Source organism: Cyclonatronum sp., from assembly GCF_022565315.1.
Taxonomy (GTDB): Bacteria; Bacteroidota; Rhodothermia; order Balneolales; family Cyclonatronaceae; genus Cyclonatronum.
Map to the genome: position 1 here is coordinate 57,621 of NZ_JAIUMX010000004.1, position 20,348 is coordinate 77,968.

Here is a 20,348-nt window from a genome sequence, read left to right on the forward strand (position 1 = left end):
GGTTGAAGTACATCACAAAACCAACTGCCGGATGTACTGATCCGCTTATTACCCAAAAATTATTCCATGTCTTCGATTAACGTACTGCTGCTTGGCTCAACCGGCTCCATCGGGACGCAGACCCTTGATATCATTCGCGATAACCCGGACCGTTTCACGGTCGCAGGCCTTACAGCCAACAGCAACTGTACGCTGCTTGCCGAGCAGATTGCCGCATTCAGGCCGCCGGTAGCCGTAATTGCCAACGAAGACAAGCGCGAAGAACTGCTGCAAAAGCTGGGAAACCGCGCCCCTGAAACAAAAATTTTAGCCGGTTATGATGAGGTCGTAAACCTCTGCCGCGATCATGCTTACGATGTGCTGCTGAATGCGCTGGTTGGTTTTGCCGGATTCATGCCAACGGTTGAAGCGCTGGAATCGGGGCGAAAAGTAGCCCTGGCCAATAAAGAATCGCTGGTAGTGGGAGGGGAGCTGCTGCAGCGCTACACCCGGAAAGGCATCAGCAGGCTAATACCGGTTGACTCCGAGCACAGCGCCATTCTGCAATGCCTTATTGGTGAAGAAGGCAACCCCGTAGAGAAGCTCCTCATAACAGCAAGCGGTGGTCCCTTCAGAACCCTTCCCCTTGATCAGATGGCTTCTATTACGCCGGAACGTGCGCTGAAGCATCCCAACTGGGCAATGGGGGCAAAAATCACCATCGACTCTGCAACCATGATGAACAAAGGCCTGGAAATTATTGAGGCCTACTGGCTTTATCACCTGCCCATCAATCAGATAGAAGCCGTCATTCATCCGCAGAGCATCATCCATTCGATGGTAACTTTTCAAGACGGCTCAACCAAAGCACAGCTGGGCTATCCGGATATGAAGGTTCCGATTCAGTACGCCCTTACCTGGCCGGGCCGCATCCCCCTTGATACCCCGCGCATGGATTTTTCGACCCTGCGGGAGCTCACTTTTGAGGAAGTCAGTTTTGAGCGGCACCCCTGCCTTAAACTTGCGCTCGATGCCATCGAAACCGGCGGTTTTGCCCCGGCTGTACTCAATGCAGCCAATGAAATTGCCGTTTATCGCTTTCTGAACAGGGAGATTCCGTATATTGGAATTCCAAAAATTGTAAGTGAAGCCCTTGAGCAGATTCAGCCAAATACAGAAGTGAGTCTGGAATCTTTAAAAACAGCCGATGCAGAAACACGAATTTTTGCCGGTGAAGTAAAAGTCTGATTATTATCATTTTAAGATCGTTTCATTAGAAAGGTTATTCATCTAAATCGGAAGTATGGAATTTATTACAGGTATAGGCGTAACGATATTATTGTTTGTTGCCGCCATTTTTATACTGGTTTTGGTACACGAGCTCGGGCATTTCCTTGCTGCCAAGGCTTTTGGTATGCGCGTTGAACAATTTTCGGTTGGCTTTCCGCCCCGCCTGTTCGGGAAAAAAGTGGGAGATACGGATTACTGCATTTCGGCAACCCCGCTGGGGGGCTACGTTAAAATTGCAGGCATGATTGATGAAACCAATGATGGGCGCTTCCTCACAGATGAACCGCAGCCCTGGGAGTTCCGGTCGAAACCGGTTTGGCAGCGTCTTATTGTGATGATCGCCGGGGTTGCCTTTAATGTACTGCTTGCAGCCCTCATTTTTGGAATGCTGCTGTTTTACTATGGCCGCGAAATGATCCCCGCTGAGAATGTAGGCGCTATGTTTATTCCGGAAACTTCCGTTGCCCACGAAATAGGCTTTCAGACCGGCGACGCCCTTATTTACATTAACGGTAACCGTCCGGATATGTACCAAAGCGGGAATATGGTGCCCATTGGCGAGCTCACAAGAAGCAATCTGAGTTTTACCGTTCTGCGCGATGGTGAGCAGCATACTATCGAAGCACCTTCCAATTTTCTGGACTACCTGAATCGTAACCCTGAGTTTCTTTTTGTAACCTATGCCATACCGAGTGAAGTCGCTTCAGTAGTTCCCGGCTCTCCGGCCGAGGAAGGGGGCCTGAAATCCGGCGACAAAGTCGTTGAGATTAATGGTACACAGGTTGGTTTTTTCCTGCAAATGTCGCAACTCATCCGCAGCTCTGAAGGGACACTCACGCTTGGGGTGCTTCGGGATGGCGAACTACTTTCACTGGAAGTAACACCAAATCCGGAAACCCGCCTAATTGGCGTAGGGATGATCGATCCTGTGGACTATTTCGGGGTTATTTACCAGAATGTAGGCTTGCTAACGGCACTTGGCGGCGGCTTTCAGGAAACCTGGGATACCACAACCGGTATGCTGAGTGCTTTCGGGATGATGTTCAGGGGTACTATCTCCTTCAAAGATAATCTCGGGGGCCCCGTTGCAATAGCCTCAGTTACGCGTGAAGCTACCGACAGCGGCGGTGTGCGCGGATTCTGGTTTTTGGTCGCTTTCCTGAGCATTTCACTGGCCATTGTTAATATGTTGCCTATACCCGTACTCGACGGCGGGCACGTTATGTTCCTGCTTTATGAAGCCGTAACCCGCAGGGAGCCAACAGTAAAAGTAAGGATGGCCCTGCAGCAAATAGGCTTAATCTTTATCATTGGCTTGTTTATCTTTGTCACTTTCAACGACATCATGCGCCACATCATCAATTAAGCTTATGTTTGCTAAGGAAGGCTATTCCGTAATTGGCACTGCCATTACTATTTCTGTTGTACTTCTCGTAATCGGGGTTTTTGCAGGCGGTGTAGCTGCTTACATCCTGTACATACTTGCAGTTTTTGTAACTGCATTTACGCTTTACTTTTTCAGAGATCCTTCAAGAACGCCACCCGCCGGTTTTGAAGACAAGCTGATTGCTCCGGCCGACGGAAAGATCATTTTGCTCACCAAAGGGCTGAAGCACGATTTTTTTGACGAGCCCTGCACGCAAATCAGCATTTTCCTTTCACCTCTTGATGTGCACGTAAACCGGGTACCGGCCAGCGGGAAAATTACGCAAGCCGAATACTACCCCGGAGAATACCTCGTAGCCTGGCACGAAAAAGCCTCCGAGCTGAATGAGCGCTCCGAATTCGGCATGGTACACCCCTCAGGCGGGAAAGTTTTCTTCCGGCAGATTACCGGTTATATCGCCCGGAGGATCGTTTTTGATTTGAAAGAAGGCGATGAAGTAACCGCAGGGGAAAAGTTCGGAATGATGAAATTCGGCTCACGGATGGATATTCTCGTGCCTGACTCCATGAAACTGATCGTAAAACCCGGCGACCGTACAGTAGCCGGCGAGTCAGTCATGGGAATTTTTAAATCCTGATATCTGTGATTCAGCGAGGCGTAAAAACAAACGTACCCCGAAAACGCCGCATTAAAGGCAGAGGCAAGGAGTTTCGGAAAAAAGCAAATGAACGCTTTCAGGAGCGTATCAAAAAGCCCATTCCGCGCTCCGTTGTGCCGAGCTTTTTTACGCTGATGAACCTGTTTTCAGGTTTTCTGGCCATCCTGATGGTTTTTGAAGGAAAGCTCACCGTTGCCGCATGGCTTATTGTGCTGGCCGCTTTTTTTGATGTGCTCGACGGTTTCATGGCACGGCTCACCAACGGCGACAGCGTTTTCGGCATCGAACTGGATTCCCTCAGCGATATCGTTTCATTCGGCGTAGCACCCGGCATCCTGATTTACGCATGGCTTTTTTCAGCACCCGCACCCGGGCCGGTAAATATTGCGCTGCCGCTTGTTGCAGCACTTCCTGCGCTATGCGGTGCAATCCGGCTGGCACGCTTTAACATTGATGCCAAAGTAGAGCAAACCTCTTTTTTCAAAGGTCTGCCCATTCCGGCACAGGCCATGATGCTCGTTGCCTTTTTCCTGACCTTCAAAAATAACCTCGAAGTTTTTGAGGTCTTTAAACACGGAGCAAATTCAATTGTCATCCCCGTTATCATAGTGCTGTCCCTGCTGATGGTGAGCACTGTGCCTTTCGATAAGGTGCCGCGCTTCAACAAAGAATACATGCGGCAAAACCGCCCGCTTGTGTTTCTGTTCATCGTTTATGCGCTCACAATCATATTGCTGCAGGAATACGGACTGATGATCGTGTTTACCATTTTCATTCTGCGCGGCCTCATTATGTTTGGTTTTAGTTTTTGGGATGATCTGATGGGGGATGATGAAGTCGCAGAGCAAACGTAGAGCCATCCGCAAAACCCTGATTGTGCAATGATGTGAATAAGGGAATGGCATCTGCGCCTGTCAATCAAACTTAAACAGAGACAATTTCATGATTTCGCTTTTTGTGCTGGATATCGACGGATGCATCACCATGCCGTTCCAAACACCTGACTGGCAAGCACTTACAAAACTTCGGGAGCTAAACGACCGAAGCAGAACCGACCCGACTGTTCCGGCCCTGAGTATCTGCAGCGGAAGGCCGCAGCCTTATGTGGAAGCCGTAGGTCAGTGGCTGGGCATGTACAAGCCGCTCATTTTTGAAAGCGGCGGCGGCATGTTCGATCCCCGCGATGTTTCCCTGCACTGGCCTGATACCCTCACCCCGGAACGGGAAGAAACCATTCAGGAAATACGCACCTGGGTAGGTGAAAACATCATTGCAAAGCAGGAGGGAGCCGTTTCCGAATTTACAAAACGCACCGATGTGGGCATCATCCACAAAGATGAGAAAGCCATCATCGAAATGTACGGCGAGGTTTGCAAAAAAATCGAAACTGACTATCCTGACTTTGAAGTTCACCGCACCGAGATCTCCATCAATATTATCATGAAAGGTGCAAACAAAGGAACTGGTTTGCGCTGGCTGTCGAAGGTCTGTGAGGTACCGCTCCAAAACATGGCGTACATCGGGGATAGCAGCGGGGATATTCCGGCGCTGGAAGTGGCCGGTCATGGGTTTACACCGGCAAACGGCATCAGCCGTCTGAAAGAAATGCCGGGTGTAATCAGCACGAACGGGCAGGCGACCCATGGCGTGATTGAGGCTTACGAGCACATCATCAGGCAAAACAACTCTTAACAACAGATTTTCCTGTTGACTCTGATTGCGGCTCATAGTTTGCTTATATTCCGTCAGGTAAAATGAAAAGCGCTTTTTTAGCGTAAAATCAATCAAATTTAATTCTATTATGAGCACAAACACAGCAACAGAAGGCGTACTGAACGATCAGCGGATTGAAGCTGAATACGATGATCACCTGGGCCTTATCGACATCGATTTTGTAGAACTTTACGTGAACAATGCCAAACAGGCTGCCCATTACTACATCACAAGTTTTGGATACAACGTGGTAGCTTACCGCGGCCTCGAAACGGGTGTCCGCGACCGGGCATCATACCTGCTGGAGCAGGGGAACATCCGCCTCGTACTTACCTCCCCCTTAACGGGCAGCTCCGAAATTGCCGACCACATCCGCACACACGGCGACGGCGTGAAAGACATTGCCATGCTCGTGAAAGACGTTCACAAGGCATACACCGAATGCATCAAACGCGGTGCTGAAAGTGCAATGGAACCGACTGAGTTTACGGACGAAAACGGTACCATCATTATGGCCGGCATCAAAACTTATGGCGACACCATTCATTCTTTCATTGACCGCAGCGGCTACAAAGGCATCTTTTTCCCGGGATTTCAGGAAACGGATTACCCGGTGAAGGGCAATCCCGTTGGTATTGAGTTTGTTGATCACTGCGTCGGAAACGTTGAGCTGGGCAAGATGAATCACTGGGTAAAGTTTTATGAAGACGTTCTCGGCTTCACGCAATACCTGCACTTCGATGATAACGACATCGCGACCGAATATTCTGCGCTGATGTCCAAAGTGATGGCCGGCGGCCGCGGGCGGATTAAGTTCCCGATTAATGAGCCTGCCAAGGGCAAGAAGAAATCACAAATTGAAGAATATCTCGATTTTTACGGAGGCGCAGGCGTACAGCACGTAGCCCTGCTTACCTCTGATATTGTTGATACCGTAACCAAATTGCAGGCCAACGGCGTGCAGTTCCTCAACATCCCGACAACCTACTACAAAACGCTGCTGGATCGCGTAGGCAAAATCGATGAAAATATCGACGACCTCGAGCGCCTCGGCATCCTGGTTGACCGCGATGAGGAAGGCTACCTGCTGCAGATTTTCACCAAGCCGGTTTCGGACCGCCCGACCCTTTTCTACGAAATCATTCAGCGTAAGGGCGCCCGCGGCTTTGGTGTAGGTAACTTCAAGGCGCTGTTCGAGTCTATTGAGCGCGAACAGGCAGTACGCGGAAACCTGTAATTTCAGTTCCGGTACTAAACCATGTAAAGGGGCTGTGAAAAAAGCGCAGCCCCCTTTTCTTACCTGAAGCTATCAACCATCCGATTTTATGTACTACCACAAACTTGGCAAATTCCCGCAAAAAAGGCACACGCAGTTTCGCCGGCCAGACGGGAAGCTCTACACCGAAGAACTTTTTGGAGCAGAAGGGTTCAGCGGAAATTCCTCCCTATTGTATCACAACCATCCGCCCACAACCGTGAAGCGCGTTGAACAGGGCGCTGAAATCAAAATTGAGCCCTGGAAGGAGGGACTCCTCCGCCATCATCATCTCGTCACCAAAGACCTCAAGCCCTGGGGCGACCCCATCAGCGGGCAGATCTGCGTGATGTTCAATGATGATGTGAAGATTTCCCTTTGTCTCCCCAAAGAAGAGATGAAGTATTTCTACCGCAACGGCGAACACGACGAGCTGATTTTCATCCACAAAGGCGAAGGCTACATGCAGTCGCAGTTTGGCAGGCTCCCGTTCAGACCCTTCGATTACATCGTAGTTCCGCGCGGCACAACCTATAAGCTGCATTTCACAACAGACGACAACCGCATGCTCATCTGCGACTCTACCGGTCCGATTGAGTTTCCGAAGCGCTATGTTTCCAAAATGGGACAGTTCATGGAAAACAGCCCGTTTTGCGAGCGCGATATCCGTGTGCCCGAAGAACCTTTGTTTTTTGATGAAGAAGGTGAGTTCGAACTCCGTATCCGCAAGCAGGGGCGGTTCCATCACTATTTCTTTGCTTTCAATCCGCTGGATGTTGTCGGCTGGGACGGTTACCTGTACCCGTACATCTTCAACATGAAAGATTTCGAGCCGATTACAGGTCGTGTGCATCAGCCGCCTCCGGTTCATCAGACCTTCGAAGCACACAACTATGTGGTGTGCTCGTTTTGTCCCCGGAAATACGACTACCACCCGCTGGCGATTCCGGCACCGTACAATCACTCCAACGTCGATTCCGATGAGGTGCTGTACTATGTGGAAGGCGATTTCATGAGCCGTAAAGGGGTTGAGTTTGCCTCCCTCACACATCATCCGGGAGGCATCCCGCACGGCCCGCATCCCGGTACTGTCGAGAAAAGCATCGGCAAAGAAGCAACAGATGAGTATGCCGTGATGATCGATACCTTCCGGCCGCTGCATCTTACAATGGCGGCTAAAGAAATGGACGACGGACACTATCCGTACTCCTGGATAGCTCACGCCTGACAGGTGTTTTAAGAAAAAAGGCTTCCCGGCCAAAATTACCGGGAAGCCTTTTTTATATTTGTAACTTCCTAAACTTACATCATCTAAAAGTATTTATGGAAATCAATCCGGAAAAACTTTCGCAGCAGGAGCGGTACAAGCTTTTAATCGGCTCGGTTATTCCTCGCCCGATCGCTTTGGTATCAACGGCAGATGCGCAGGGCAACAGAAACCTCGCGCCTTTTTCTTATTTCACCATTGCCGCCGTAAACCCCATGATTGTGGTCTTTTTCCCGCTCAGGTATAAAGAAGGAAACGAGCGAAAAGACACGGTAAAAAACATCTTTGAAACCGGTCAGTTTGTGGTCAATATTGCTTCAGCAGATATCATGGAGCAGCTGAATAATGCATCTGGTGTTTATGATAAAGATGCGGATGAGTTTGATATTACGGGGCTTACCCCAATAAAGTCGTCAATGGTAAAACCTGACGGTGTTAAAGAATGCCGCATCAGAATGGAGTGCGAGCTGTACAAAACGCTGGCAATAGGGGATGAGGGATCCGGCGGGAGTGATGCCATATTCGGGAAAGTTGTGCATTATTACGCAGAGGATGCGCTGATTGAAGACTACAAAATTGATGAATCAAAGCTGAATGCGTTTAGCCGTCTGGGTGGCCTTAAATACGGCCTGATTGGCGATATCAAAGAAATTCCGAGACCATAAAAAAAGCCTGCCCGATCCGGGCAGACTTTTGTGTTAGCACAACTGCAGATGATTTGTTTTTCCAGGTTTCCATTGTTGGACTCTGAATGAAATATATTTGCCAATAGTGACTACGTACTGTCACCCTAAAAAAATAAATTAATGACTGATACACCGGTACTGTTACAGAAATACGCTGATCAGCACTGCAGCGAAGAGAGCGAAGCTCTGAAATTTATTGCAAAGGCAACCCAGGAGGAACTTCAGTACGCGGACATGCTTTCCGGCAAACAGGTGGCCGGATTGCTGAGACTGCTGATCCAGACCGGGGATTTTAAATCTGTGCTTGAAGTCGGGATGTTTACCGGCTACGCAACAACAGCAATGGCGGAAGTCCTTCCAGCTGACGGTCATATCACAACCCTGGAGATGAATACTTTATACGCGGGAATTGCCGACCGCGGATTTAAGGTCGCCGGCGTGGAGGATAAAATCACCGTAATAATGGGAAGCGCCCGGGAGACGGTTCAGAACATTGAAGGCAGTTTTGATCTGATTTTTCTGGATGCTGATAAGCAGTGGTATCCGGAGTACTACAGGGTACTGAAACCCAGACTGAGAAGCGGCGGCTTGCTGGTTTCGGATAATGTTTTCTGGTACGGCGGGGTCCTTGAATTAGAAGACCGAAAGAGCCGGGCAATCCATGCGTTCAATGAGATGCTGCATGAGGATGAGGACATGGAAGTTGTGATGCTTGGAATCCGTGACGGACTGAGCATCGCAAGGAAGCGATAGCCGGCAGACAGCTCTGGATTTGATGTCTTGAAGTGATGGGTTCGGTGCGACGTTATTTGGTTATAAATGTGTTTTATAATATATATTATGTTAAGTAAATAGGGGAAAGACGGAGAAACAGGCAGGTTATAGCTTGTTCCAATCGACCAACCTCTTCCCGCGCTAAACCCTACAAATCCCCTTTTTGGGGCCGGATTACCATTTCTTCCACGCAGGTTCTTGATGATAAGGTGCACAATGTTGCCACTACCCTGCCAACATCAGCTGCATCGGCCAGTCGGTGCGGGTCCACATCAAGACCGTCCCAGCTTGTAGAGAACGTCTGACCCAGAATTACGGAGGTTACCCCTACCGAGGTTTCGAATGTCGCTTCCCGCAGGCTTTGGATATACCCGTTAAGGGCGTGTTTGGAAACACTGTAGGCGCCGCATCTTGCCTGTCCTTTCTGTGCAGTAACGGAGCAGATAAACACGATTCTGGATTCCGGTTTGTCCTCTAAAATTTGCATCATAAGCTGTGTTAAGCGTATGGCGCTTAGTGCGTTAACCTCAAACTGCCGCACATAGTCCGGGATAGTGCATTCATCCACCGGTTTCGGGAGGAAGTATCCCGCATTGTTAATCAAAGCCCCGCACTGATTTAAGCGTCCGCTTTGGACAAGCGCTTCCACCTCATCTGCTTTGGTGAGGTCGCAGCATTCTGTTTGGGGTCTTTTCCCTGATATTTCGAAACAAAGCTGAGCTGTTTCTGATAGCCCTGCCCCATCTCTCGCGAGCAGAATCAGCGGATTTGGGAGGAGTCGGGCGCACTCAAGCGCAATACTACGGCCGATGCCCCGGCTTGCACCTGTAATCAGAACGGATGAGTCTTTCGGAACTGCCATTCAGATCAGGGCACGTTTAGAAACTTGTGCGTTTGCAGGCTGATGCCCCACTGCGGATTCTTTTTCACATACTCCACAATCAGCGGCATGCTTTTGGGCGTATCCCACTCAGGCTGAAGCAGGAGCCGGGTTCCTTCCGGACATTTGGCCGCGTTTTCTTCAGCCCAGATCAGATCTTTGTTGGTGAGTACCACCACCTTCAGCTCATCAACATAAGGGTAAACTTCATCCAGCGGTTTTTTAAAGCGTTTGGGCGAAAGGGTAATCCAGTCCAGTATGCCGCTCAGAGGTGAGGAACCGCTTGTTTCGATATGGATTTCGAGGCCCCGTGCTTTGAGGCTTTTGGTGAGCGGGAGCAGATCGTGCAGCAACGGCTCTCCGCCGGTTATTACGGCAAAGGGTGCTCCGCTGTCTTTCGCGAGCTCTGCAAGCTGTCCGGTTTTCATGCGGGGGTGCTTGCTTTCATCCCAGCTGTCTTTCACATCGCACCACCAGCACTGCACATCGCAGCCGGCAGTTCGGATAAAATAAGCGGCGCGGCCACTGTGCGCGCCTTCCCCCTGAATGGTATAAAAATGCTCCATTACGGGGTATTCGGTCTGGTCAGAGATTTCGGCAGATCCGATCGCGGCAGGTTGTAGTTCAGCAGGATACATCAGTCGGCGGTATATTCAACCCAGTTGGTTTCAGTTTCCCATACGGTTACGGTAAGCTCAATACCTTCGGGCAGGCGTTTGATGGTTTCTTTGTGCAGAAACTCGGCAATGCGTTCGGCTGTAGTCGAAACCGTCATCACATCATTTAAAACCGCATGATCAAGACCGCCCTTTTCGAAGTCGGCAGCTGCCCACTTCAGTTCTTTAAAATCACAAACCATGTCGGGCGTTTTGAGATAGGCCGATGGATTGAGTTTCGTGGACTCAGCGGTCATCCTCACTTTGTAGGTGTGCCCGTGCATACGGCCACATTTTCCGTCGTAGCCTTCGATAAAATGAGCGGAGTCTATTCTAAATTCTGTATTGAGTTTCCAGCGAGGCATATTTTGTTCTTGTAATCTGATTTGGCTTAATTAGGTAAAATAAGCATATTTTACTTTCTTTTCGCCATCAGGCTCCCGATTCGCATAAATCCCTCCCCTCACTTGCCTTACCTCCTATCCCTCCTGCTGCCGGCTCTGCTGTTTTCCGGCTTATCAGTTCCCCCACAAGATGTTGATTCAGATGACCCGGATACGGTCATTATACGCGGACTCTGGCGCTCCGGCGAAATGGCCCGGTTCGAGCTTTCAGAAACCGTCCGGATTTTTGAGGACGGACAGCTTTCGGGCGAGCGGCAGCAAAGTACGCTGGTTCACGTGGATGTTGCCGCCCGTACGCCGGGGCAGCGCTACGTGCTGATCTGGCAGATGCTTGAGACCAATGCCGTTTTATTCGGCGACCCCGCCCTTGATCAGTTTATGCACAGCCTGATCGCGGACGGCATTGTGATTGAAACCGACGGCTACGGGGGGATCCGCCAAAGCACAAACATGAGTGATATTTTCGGACACTTCAAAAACGCCGCCCTTGAGCTGGATGAAGCGAATCACTGGACCGGCCGGGAGCCGTTCAGGCAGCAGCTTCAGCTGTATCTGGATGATGAGTCCCTCTTTGAATCCCTGCTCATGCGTGATATCCGGTTTATGTTCGGGTTGCACGGGGTTGAGCTGCGGCTGGATCAGGTTTTTGAGTATCAGACCTGGCAGGAAAATCCCTGGGGGGCCGCAGCGGAATCAACCGGTCTGCTTTTTATTGAAGATTATGATGAAGCCCGCCAAATTCTGACCGTCGTGAATGAAGTGCGCCTGCCTCAGCCGCTGCCCGAAGGCCATCCGGTTCTTGAGGAAACACAGCGATACGACATTCAGGCACGTACCGGCTGGCTTCAGGAGGTCTGGCTTACCGATGTAATCGATTTTGATGGCATCAGGCGCGAACGTGAGCTGCATATTCAGAAGGTGCCGTTCTGATGCACACCCATCTTTCAAATTCATAGTTCTGATATGGATACCCTGCAGCTGCTGATTTACATAGCCGACCTTACCGGCGTGGCAGTTTTTGCGATTTCAGGCGCTCTCGCTGCCGGCCGCAAAAGCCTTGACCTGCTTGGAGTGCTCATCATCTCGGTTGTTACAGCCATTGGAGGCGGTACGCTGCGCGATTTGCTTCTGGGTCGGAATCCCGTTTTCTGGATGCTCGACCCAACGTATTTGTACGTTATTTTTGCCGCGGCGGGCCTCACCCTCATTTATTCGCGCTACAACAAACCGCCGCTTCGGGCGCTGCTGATTGCCGATGCCTTCGGCCTCGCGCTGTTTGCCATCCTCGGTGCCGGCATTGCTGAGAATGCGGGCGTCTCCTGGATCATCGTCATCATCCTCGGTACCATGAGCGGCGTTGCCGGCGGCATCCTGCGGGATATCATCACCAATGAAATCCCCCTGATTCTGCGCCGCGATTTCTATGCTTCTGCCGCAATTGCCGGCATCATCATTTATCTGCTTGCGAAACAAACCGGCCTCGGCGAGCTAAGCGCTTCCGGTTTGGGATTTTTGGTAGCGGCTGGTTTGCGTCTTGCCGCGATTTTCAAGGGACTCCGCCTACCGGTCTTTCAGCTGCCCGACGAACCGAGTTAGCAGGACAACTCCACTATCATTATCTCTGTTTGGCTACAATTTTCTTGTTGAAAATCAGCAGTAAAATCAACAGTAGGCCGGTCTGGAAGACAAAAGTTGCGAAAGAGTAAAGATCAAACGGGTTGAACCAGCTGTCGGGTGCGAACACGAAAATGGACTGATACAGCCACCATCCCAGCAGAATAGCAGCTTCGACCGGGATAACGTAGCGGATGAGGAAGGTCCAGAGGCGGTGCACGCCCGTTACGGCTTCACCCATACAAAGGATGTCGCTTGTAAATGAATCGGCTCCGTACCGGATGATGGCGATGGCAATGAAGAAGCCCGACACCATAAGCCCAACACCCCACACAAAATCCTGGTTTGCGAAAATATCGAGGGAAAGCGCGGAAGGAAGTCCGAAAAGGAAACCCAGCGTGCAGACCATGCCGGTTGCCTTGTACCGCAGCCAGCCGCTGTCAACCAGTACTTTGGTTGCCAGCTCAATCATGGCGATGAGGCTGCTAAAGGCCGCAAAAGTGAGGGCAAGGAAAAACAGCACGGCAAACACGCGTCCGCCCGGGATTTCAAGGAAAAGCTGCGGCATCCAGATAAAGGTCAGGCCGGTTGAAGCCGGTCCGGAGGTTTGCATCACTTCTACAATCTGTGCCTGTGTCATGCCGGCCCCAAGAATGGCGAAAACGGTCGCAAAAATAGTAACAGCTGCCCAAAGTGAGACCAGGTTGTTGCCGATCCCGGTTTGGAATGCGCTCTTGATGATGCGGTCGCTTTTGCGCATGTAGGCACCATAAGTGAGGATCAGCCCCCATCCTGCTCCGGTATCCCAGGCGTTTTGGGTGAGGGCTTCCAGCCAGATGCGGCCGTTGCCGAGCATGGACCAATCGGGTGTAAACAGGTAGGTGAGGCCCGCGCCGCTGCCCGGCAGCGTTAAGGCCCGAATTCCTGCAACGATGAGAATCACCAGCAGGGTCGGCACCAGAACCAGGTTTACCCGCTCAATCATCTTCACCCCTTTGAACACAACCAAACCGGCAAGCACGATGGCTGCGGCATGAAAAAGCGACGGCATCATACTTCCCTGAAAACTGTCCCACACGGCGTTGGCTGTTTCCATATCAGCCGGAAGCGGCACGAAGAGGGACTGCGCGAGGTAGTACATGGTCCAGCCGGTGACTACGCTGTAATAAAACATGATGGCGGTTGCCACAAAGCCGATGAAGCCGCCCATCCATGCAAAACGCGCGCCCAGCAGTTTGATGAATGAGCCGATAACGCCCCGCCTTCCGTTTCGGCCGATGGCGTATTCGGCGATAATCAGCGGGATTGACCATAGCAGCAGTGAGATCACCCAGGCGAGGATAAATACCCCGGCGCCCTCTTCCCCGCCGTTCTGAGCAGCGATTCGCGGGAAACGCCAGATATTACCCGTGCCGACCGCTATGCCGAGCACGCTTATGATGAGCCCCCATTTCGTAGTAAATCGCTGCAGTGCCTGCTTCGCTTCCGCCATAAGTAGTTGTCAGGTAGTTAGGTTACTGAGAATGCGTGTTTGCGAATCTATGCGTTTCTGATGCATCATGCAACGAGAAATCCGCGGCCTACTCAACCGGTGCGGGTTCGGTCTGCCGCCGGGCTTTTTCTTCCTGCTCGCTCAGCCAGTCAGCAGCGCGCCGGCTAAAGGTCTTGTCGCCGGGCCAGGCAGCAAGCTGCGCCAGAACCTCCGCGGCCTGATCCGTACCGAGCGCAATCATCGCGTCCGTTACAGCTTCCTGATGCAGGTAATTCCAGGAGTAGCCATTCAAATAAGGCGCAATTCGATCAAAAGCATCATCATACCCGGCGGCGGCGTAGATCCGCATGGCCTCCGTGCTCACGAAATAGCTCGAATCTGCGATGGCCTCACGCAGCGTTTGCTGTACGCGCTCATTTTGGGTGAAGGATTCGAGCAGGCGAAGCGCACCCAGCCTCACCTCAACATCCGGCTGACGCCCGTGTTGCCAGTGCTGCAAGCCCGTTTGCAGCACATAAAGGCTTTCCGTACCCCGAAGCAGCTGCATGGCTTTGGCCCGGTTCCGGTGGCTGCGGTCGTTGCGCGCAATAAAATTGAGGTCCTCAGAAAACTGCGATACCATCTCCTGCTGACCAATCATTTTCAGGGCTCCGTACCGTACCGCCGGCTCCATGTGCGCCAGCCGCACACGCAACTGCAAGGCCCCAAGCTCCTGCTGCACTTCTGCCAGCTGATATCCGTACGGGTCAAAAATCACATCAACAACCCGCTCTGGTGCCTTAAAATAAAAGGTGTGCTCTTCCTCGAAAAGTTCAACATCAACCCGCTCAAACCCAAGGCCTGCAATAATATCCAGCTGTGCCTTCATGCGGAACAGCGGCTGACGCGTAAGGTCCTGCGTTTGTTTTAGGGTGATGCGCACCTCGGCCTCACCCGTTTCGGGATTGCGGCCGTTTTCGAAGGAAATGCCGAGCTCAGGGTGCCCCGGCTCATAAAACCACTGATCAAAAAACCAGGCCAGGCTTTCGCCATACTCCGTCTCAAAAACGGCCTGCACATCCCGCATATCAACCGCGCTGAACGCGTGTGTGCGGAGCAGGCTTCTGACCGAGGCCCACCAGACATCATCACCCACCAGCTCATGCAGCATGCCCAGCACCTGCCCGGCTTTGGCGTAGGTGTGCCGGTCGTACATATCCTCCGGCTCGCGGTACTGATTCCAGATTACGGGCCGCCGGTACATTCGGGCTTCCTCAAAATAATCCTGCTTGTGACGAAAGCTGTGATCAACTCCGGTTTCGTAGCCCATCCGGTCCCGCTTGTAGAGGATTTCAAAATAATTGGCAAAACCTTCGTTAAACGGCAGGTTCGCCCAGTCGCGGGTCGTAACCAGATTGCCAAACCACTGATGCACCAGCTCATGTACGATTAAATCGGTATTGTCGCGGTCCAAAGCACCGCGCTCATCATACTGCGCCAGGTGATAGAGGAAAGTCGCCCCCGTGTTTTCCATCCCCCGTGCAATGAAATCCCGAACGGACACCTGCGCGTAAGCTCCCCAGGGATACGGGTAGTCGAAACGCTCCTCAAAATAGGCCATAATATCCTCAGTTCGGGCATAAATGAGGTCTTTGTACGCGGCATAGCGGGGCTCGGTATGGTAGCTATAGAGGATGTCTCCCTCCCATTTTTCAGTGCTTGCGAAAACGCCGGCCGCGAGCGCAAAGAGATAGGGCGCGTGCGGCTGATCCATACGCCAGTAATCTGTACGCAGCCCGCTTTCAGGATCTGTGACGGCCGAAATCAGAAACCCATTGGAGATGGTCGTCATGGAGTCGGGCACGGTAATCCAAAACTCGCTCGTAGCGCGCTCGGCCGGGTGATCGATGGTCGGCAGCCAGAAGCTGTTGTCCTCGGGCTGACCAAGTGTCCATATTTGCGTCGGGCGCGTCGGATCATTTCCGTCGGGATCAATAAAATATAAGCCTCGTTTTGGCGGGAAAGAGCTGAACTCAACCAGCAGGCTCAGCGTATCGCCGCGTGTAAAATCGTGGTTAAGGTCGATGTTTACGAAGGCGGAGTCCTGCACGAAGCTCAGCTGCTGTTCAGATCCGCTGATACTTACGCGATGCAGGGTTGTGGTTTTGGTGTCCAGTATAAGTTCTCTGCCCCGGGCTTGAAGTTTTTCAAAATGAAGTTCTGTTTTACCCGTCACTGCACGGTTTTCGAAATCAAAACCGAGCCAGGCCGACTGATGCATCAGATTCCAGGTCCGCGGCCTGAGAAACTGAGGCTCCCCTTCCGGAATGATCCAGCTTTCAGTTAATATTTCTTCCTCAGAGCTATCAGCGGAGCCGGCTGAGGACGGGAACAGTCCCCCGGCAGCTGAGCATCCTACCCAAAAAAGAGGAATAAAAAAAAGAAGTAAAACAGAAAAAGGTTTTGGTGCGTTAACGGCTGTTTCGGGAAGTGTGATAAACTTCATAATCGGAGACTGTAAACTAATTTCTGATGGCTTGTAAGTCCATAAAGCTATTCCTATTATTACAAGCTTACAAGTTTTCGATGCAAACTCTGCAAATGAATTCCCGAAACGTATTCGCGCTCTCTTTTCTAATCTCTCATTTATTCTGATTTCTTGATGCAAACGGACCACAAAACCCTTAACCGGATTTTTGCCTTAGTCAGTTTTCTGTTCGCTTTTGTGCTGTACATGCTCACCCTTGCACCAACGGCAAGTTTCTGGGATCCGGCTGAACGGATTGCTACAGCCTATGCCCTACAGATTCCGCATCCGCCCGGCGCCCCGATGTATATGCTGCTTGGCAGGCTTTTTTCCATGTTTATGCCGGTGGAGCATGTAGCTTACTCCATTAATATGATGAGTGCGATTGCTTCAGGCATCACCATCATGCTGCTGTATCTTATTGTTGTTCGGCTCGTGCGCACCTTCACCGCAGGGCACCCCGACAGCTGGGATGCTTCAGCCAAAATAGCCATGTACGGTGGTGCTTTAATTGGTGCCCTCACTTTTGCCGCTACCGACAGCCTCTGGTTCATTTCGGTTGAAGCCGAAACCTATGCGATGTCTCTCACATTTACAGCACTCGTTTTCTGGCTGGCTTTGAAATGGGCTTCTGTTGCCGATGAAAAAGGCAATGAGCGCTGGCTGGTTCTCATCGCCTATCTTGTGGGGATAGCCTTCGGGATTCACCTGCTGAATCTTCTGGCCATTTTTGCTATAGGGTTGATAATCTATTTCCGCAAGTTTGATTTCACGGTTACGGGCTTTCTTGCCGCTTCAGGTCTGTCAGTACTGGCCTTTCTCGTAATCTTCCCCGGTACTATTATTTGGATTCCAAACCTGGCGAACAGTCTGAGTCAGGCTACGGTCGGGTTAATAGGTCCGGGACTTTTCATGTTCGGGGTGATGTCGATTTTGGGTGCCGGAATCTGGTACACACATCAAAAGAAAATGAAGGTCGCCAACTACATTATTGTTGCCTACACAGCCATCATGATCGGCTATTCGAGCTATGCTGTAATTTTTATCCGGTCTATGAGCAACCCTGCGATTGATCAGAATAACCCGGATAACATCGAGCGCTTCACGAGTTTTATAAAGCGCGAGCAGTACGGTTCAGCTCCGCTGCTTACAGGCCGTACTTTTGATAACATGCAGATGGATATCGACCGCAGTAGCGAGGCGTTTTTCCCTCGCAGGCACTCCTCTCAACCGTCGCATCTCGCGGTTTATGCCAACTACTCGAGCGATCTGGATTTCTTCCTGCGTTATCAGCTCGGGCATATGTACTTCCGATACTTTAACTTCAATTTTATAGGCAGGCAGGCCGACATTCAGGATGCCCCTTCTTATTGGGGGGTGTTTAAAGCTGATGAGCGCTTTGCAGATAACCCGGCAAATAACTTTTACTGGTATCTGCCTTTCCTGCTCGGACTTTTCGGTGCAATTTATCATTTCGTGCGCGATTGGAGGCGCGCACTTTCGGTGCTTGCGCTGTTTGTAATGACGGGCATTGCGATTGTCGTTTTCCTAAATCAAACACCTATGCAACCGCGTGAACGGGATTATTCCTATGCGGGCTCTTTCTTTGCCTTCTCTATTTGGATAGGGCTGGGCGCTACAGGCCTGATTGATATGCTTCGGATGGCCGTTCGCAACAACACGGCTTTAATCGGGGCGCTTGTGGTGATGTACCTGCTCGTACCGCTGCGTGTGCTAACGGAAAATTATTTTGACCATGACCGCAGTCAGCGCTATGTAGCACCCGACTACGCCTATAATCTTCTGAATTCAGTTGAGCCGCACAGTATTCTATTCACCAACGGGGATAACGACACCTTCCCGCTCTGGTTCCTGCAGGAAGTGTACGGCATCCGTACCGATGTGCGCATTGTGTGCCTGAGTTTGCTTAACACCTCCTGGTACATCGATCAGGTGAAGAACCGCTGGAATCACGATGCCCCGCCGGTCCGCCTCTCCTACACTGACCGCGAAATACAGAATATCGAAGACAAGTTTCAGTTTGCGCGGGAGTCTGATTTCCACCGCCCCGGTACCGTCCGGATTCCGTTTGACCGTGAGCGCTTTGCGAGAATCATCGCAGATGAGCGTCAGCCGGGGCAGGTCACCATCGATGAGCACATTGCCGCGGGCGTGCCCGTTTGGCCTGAAGACCTTCACAAGCCGGAATTCACCTTCCACATCCCCCTCGAAGAACTCGATGATGAAATCAGCTTCTTCCATCAGGGTCAGGTGCTGTTTTCTGATGGCGAGCGCACCTTCCATTATACCCGCATTCAGGACGACATCGTACTCGACATCATCCGCGAAAACCTTAACGAGCGGCCGATTTACTTCGCCATTACCGTAGCCGGCGATGCCATGCTCGGCATGGAAAACTACCTCCGCCTTGAAGGCAAAGCCTTCCGCGTGATCCCCCAATTCCATGAGGAAGAGTTCGGCCATCTCGATACCCGAATACACGGCGAGCGCCTGAAGCAGTTCCGCCTTCGCAACGTGAATAAGGAAGGCGTGTATTTCGATCAGAACATCCGCCGTATGCTCGATAACTACCGCACGGTCTTTACCCGTCAGGCAAATGCGTACATTTTGCAGGGCGACTCCGGGCGTGCCAATTACTGGCTCACCTGGGGTGAGGAAATCATGCCGTTCCATACCGTTCAGCCTGACCTCACCTCCCTGCTTACTTACGCGCTGCGCTATGCGCAGGCCGAAAACGGAGAAGACGCGACCCGGCTTGCAGATGAATTCCTGCCCGAATTTATGCGTGAGCTCACCCGGGTAGTAGCCGGCATGGATTCCGTTGAAGATGAGCTCGAACGCATAGAAGCCCGCCTTCGTGACCCCGCAATACGCGGAAATGCAGACCGCAGAAACAGGCTCATCGCACGTTCACAACATCTTGAAAATACCCTGCGGCAAAATCACCGCCGGTACACGAGCAACCTCTCCCGCCTGATCGTGATGCAGCAGATTTATTTCCTGGCCGGAGAAGAAGATAAAGCCGTTTCTGTAGCTGATCAGATTGACGCCATCGTAGGTTCGCCAACTAACTTCCCGCGCGACCGTCAGTCGAATGATGAAGCCTTTAGCAGAATTTTTATTTAGTCCGGTATGCGGGTCATCTGAAGTTTTCAAGGTGACCCGCCCTTTGGCTTTAGTGATAAAGCTTCTGTATATTCAGTGTTAAACTAACGTTCAGAACGAATCCGGGGCTGAGTTCAGTTAATGGAACCAACACGGACCCGAACGTTTGATGCATGCGTCCGAAACCAAACCATCATTACCTCATGATACACGACTTTTCTGCTGATCACATAGATGATGTAACAAGAGTGCTCGATAGCGTATACAAAAAAATAGGCGATATCTACCGGTTTATTTTGTATGCTGAAAATTCTGAAATGAAGTCGGTCGTGGAAATTAATATGGGTGTTGAACATGAGGGCAAGCAGGTTAATCTTGTTTCTGTTTATGCGCACAATGTATTTCTTCAGCTTCACAACTGCACCGGATTTGTAGCAAGTGATACCCTGCAGCAGGTTACCTTTTTTGGTAAAACAGGAGGCCAAACCACAGGCCTTATCATTGAGCGGAACGGTTCTGTGAATATGTATGCCAATGTTGACGATACATTGCTGAGCGGCGATTTCACAAAGCTGCCACCGGAAATCATGATGGGTTCCATCGCCCTTTCTTTAACTGAATCCCTTGATTTTGAAGGGTTTTCATTTGATGAGTAAATACC

Annotated in this window: 18 protein-coding genes; 13 read left to right on the forward strand and 5 right to left on the reverse strand. The window is 51.1% G+C overall.

All coding sequences use genetic code 11. The annotated features are described in order from the left end of the window. Nucleotides 1-66 precede the first annotated feature (66 nt). From dxr to LAT75_RS01855, 9 genes are all read left to right on the forward strand, one after another. Nucleotides 67-1,227: a 1-deoxy-D-xylulose-5-phosphate reductoisomerase gene (gene dxr, locus LAT75_RS01815; protein ID WP_291480905.1), complete on the forward strand. Its 1,161-nt coding sequence runs from the start codon at nt 67-69 to the stop codon at nt 1,225-1,227. Between the two features lie 55 nt (nt 1,228-1,282). Further along, nucleotides 1,283-2,635, forward strand: a complete 1,353-nt coding sequence (rseP, locus tag LAT75_RS01820; RefSeq protein WP_291480906.1) for an RIP metalloprotease RseP — start codon at nt 1,283-1,285, stop codon at nt 2,633-2,635. A gap of 4 nt (nt 2,636-2,639) precedes the next feature. Next, nucleotides 2,640-3,293, forward strand: a complete 654-nt coding sequence (locus tag LAT75_RS01825; protein ID WP_291480907.1) for a phosphatidylserine decarboxylase family protein — start codon at nt 2,640-2,642, stop codon at nt 3,291-3,293. Between the two features lie 5 nt (nt 3,294-3,298). Then, a complete protein-coding gene (pssA, locus tag LAT75_RS01830; protein WP_291480908.1) occupies nt 3,299-4,168 on the forward strand; it encodes a CDP-diacylglycerol--serine O-phosphatidyltransferase in 870 nt (289 codons plus the stop codon). An 88-nt stretch (nt 4,169-4,256) separates the two neighbouring features. Beyond that, nucleotides 4,257-5,006, forward strand: coding sequence for an HAD-IIB family hydrolase (locus tag LAT75_RS01835; RefSeq protein ID WP_291480909.1), 750 nt, complete (start codon nt 4,257-4,259; stop codon nt 5,004-5,006). A gap of 109 nt (nt 5,007-5,115) precedes the next feature. Beyond that, a complete protein-coding gene (hppD, locus tag LAT75_RS01840; protein ID WP_291480910.1) occupies nt 5,116-6,264 on the forward strand; it encodes a 4-hydroxyphenylpyruvate dioxygenase in 1,149 nt (382 codons plus the stop codon). An 88-nt stretch (nt 6,265-6,352) separates the two neighbouring features. Next, nucleotides 6,353-7,510, forward strand: coding sequence for a homogentisate 1,2-dioxygenase (locus LAT75_RS01845; protein WP_291480911.1), 1,158 nt, complete (start codon nt 6,353-6,355; stop codon nt 7,508-7,510). 95 nt (nt 7,511-7,605) lie between these two features. Beyond that, a complete protein-coding gene (locus tag LAT75_RS01850; RefSeq protein WP_291480912.1) occupies nt 7,606-8,214 on the forward strand; it encodes a flavin reductase family protein in 609 nt (202 codons plus the stop codon). A gap of 141 nt (nt 8,215-8,355) precedes the next feature. Beyond that, nucleotides 8,356-8,988 carry a class I SAM-dependent methyltransferase gene (locus tag LAT75_RS01855; protein ID WP_291480913.1) on the forward strand — a complete coding sequence of 211 codons (633 nt, stop codon included), beginning with the start codon at nt 8,356-8,358 and terminating at the stop codon, nt 8,986-8,988. A gap of 169 nt (nt 8,989-9,157) precedes the next feature. Here LAT75_RS01855 and LAT75_RS01860 read toward each other — a convergent pair whose 3' ends face one another. Genes LAT75_RS01860 through LAT75_RS01870 form a run of 3 tightly spaced genes read right to left on the reverse strand, consistent with a single transcriptional unit; the run spans nt 9,158 to nt 10,910 of the window. Further along, nucleotides 9,158-9,871: an SDR family oxidoreductase gene (locus LAT75_RS01860; RefSeq protein ID WP_291480914.1), complete on the reverse strand. Its 714-nt coding sequence runs from the start codon at nt 9,869-9,871 to the stop codon at nt 9,158-9,160. Between the two features lie 5 nt (nt 9,872-9,876). After that, complete coding sequence (locus LAT75_RS01865; protein WP_291480915.1) at nt 9,877-10,527, reverse strand: 7-carboxy-7-deazaguanine synthase QueE; 651 nt, start codon at nt 10,525-10,527, stop codon at nt 9,877-9,879. Beyond that, nucleotides 10,527-10,910 carry a 6-carboxytetrahydropterin synthase gene (locus LAT75_RS01870; RefSeq protein WP_291480916.1) on the reverse strand — a complete coding sequence of 128 codons (384 nt, stop codon included), beginning with the start codon at nt 10,908-10,910 and terminating at the stop codon, nt 10,527-10,529. The genes LAT75_RS01865 and LAT75_RS01870 overlap by 1 nt, the downstream gene beginning before the upstream one ends. Before the next feature lie 102 nt (nt 10,911-11,012). Between LAT75_RS01870 and LAT75_RS01875 the strand changes: the two genes are divergently transcribed. Further along, nucleotides 11,013-11,879, forward strand: coding sequence for a hypothetical protein (locus tag LAT75_RS01875; protein ID WP_291480917.1), 867 nt, complete (start codon nt 11,013-11,015; stop codon nt 11,877-11,879). Nucleotides 11,880-11,912: 33 nt separating this feature from the next. Then, complete coding sequence (locus LAT75_RS01880) at nt 11,913-12,545, forward strand: trimeric intracellular cation channel family protein (protein WP_291480918.1); 633 nt, start codon at nt 11,913-11,915, stop codon at nt 12,543-12,545. A gap of 19 nt (nt 12,546-12,564) precedes the next feature. Here LAT75_RS01880 and LAT75_RS01885 read toward each other — a convergent pair whose 3' ends face one another. After that, complete coding sequence (locus LAT75_RS01885) at nt 12,565-14,055, reverse strand: sodium-dependent transporter (RefSeq protein WP_291480919.1); 1,491 nt, start codon at nt 14,053-14,055, stop codon at nt 12,565-12,567. A gap of 88 nt (nt 14,056-14,143) precedes the next feature. Next, a complete protein-coding gene (locus LAT75_RS01890; RefSeq protein ID WP_291480920.1) occupies nt 14,144-16,540 on the reverse strand; it encodes a M1 family metallopeptidase in 2,397 nt (798 codons plus the stop codon). A 156-nt stretch (nt 16,541-16,696) separates the two neighbouring features. Between LAT75_RS01890 and LAT75_RS01895 the strand changes: the two genes are divergently transcribed. Beyond that, entirely contained in the window at nt 16,697-19,708 is a 3,012-nt protein-coding gene (locus LAT75_RS01895) for a DUF2723 domain-containing protein (protein WP_291480930.1), read from the forward strand. A 182-nt stretch (nt 19,709-19,890) separates the two neighbouring features. Further along, nucleotides 19,891-20,343, forward strand: coding sequence for a hypothetical protein (locus tag LAT75_RS01900; protein ID WP_291480921.1), 453 nt, complete (start codon nt 19,891-19,893; stop codon nt 20,341-20,343). Nucleotides 20,344-20,348: the final 5 nt, after the last annotated feature.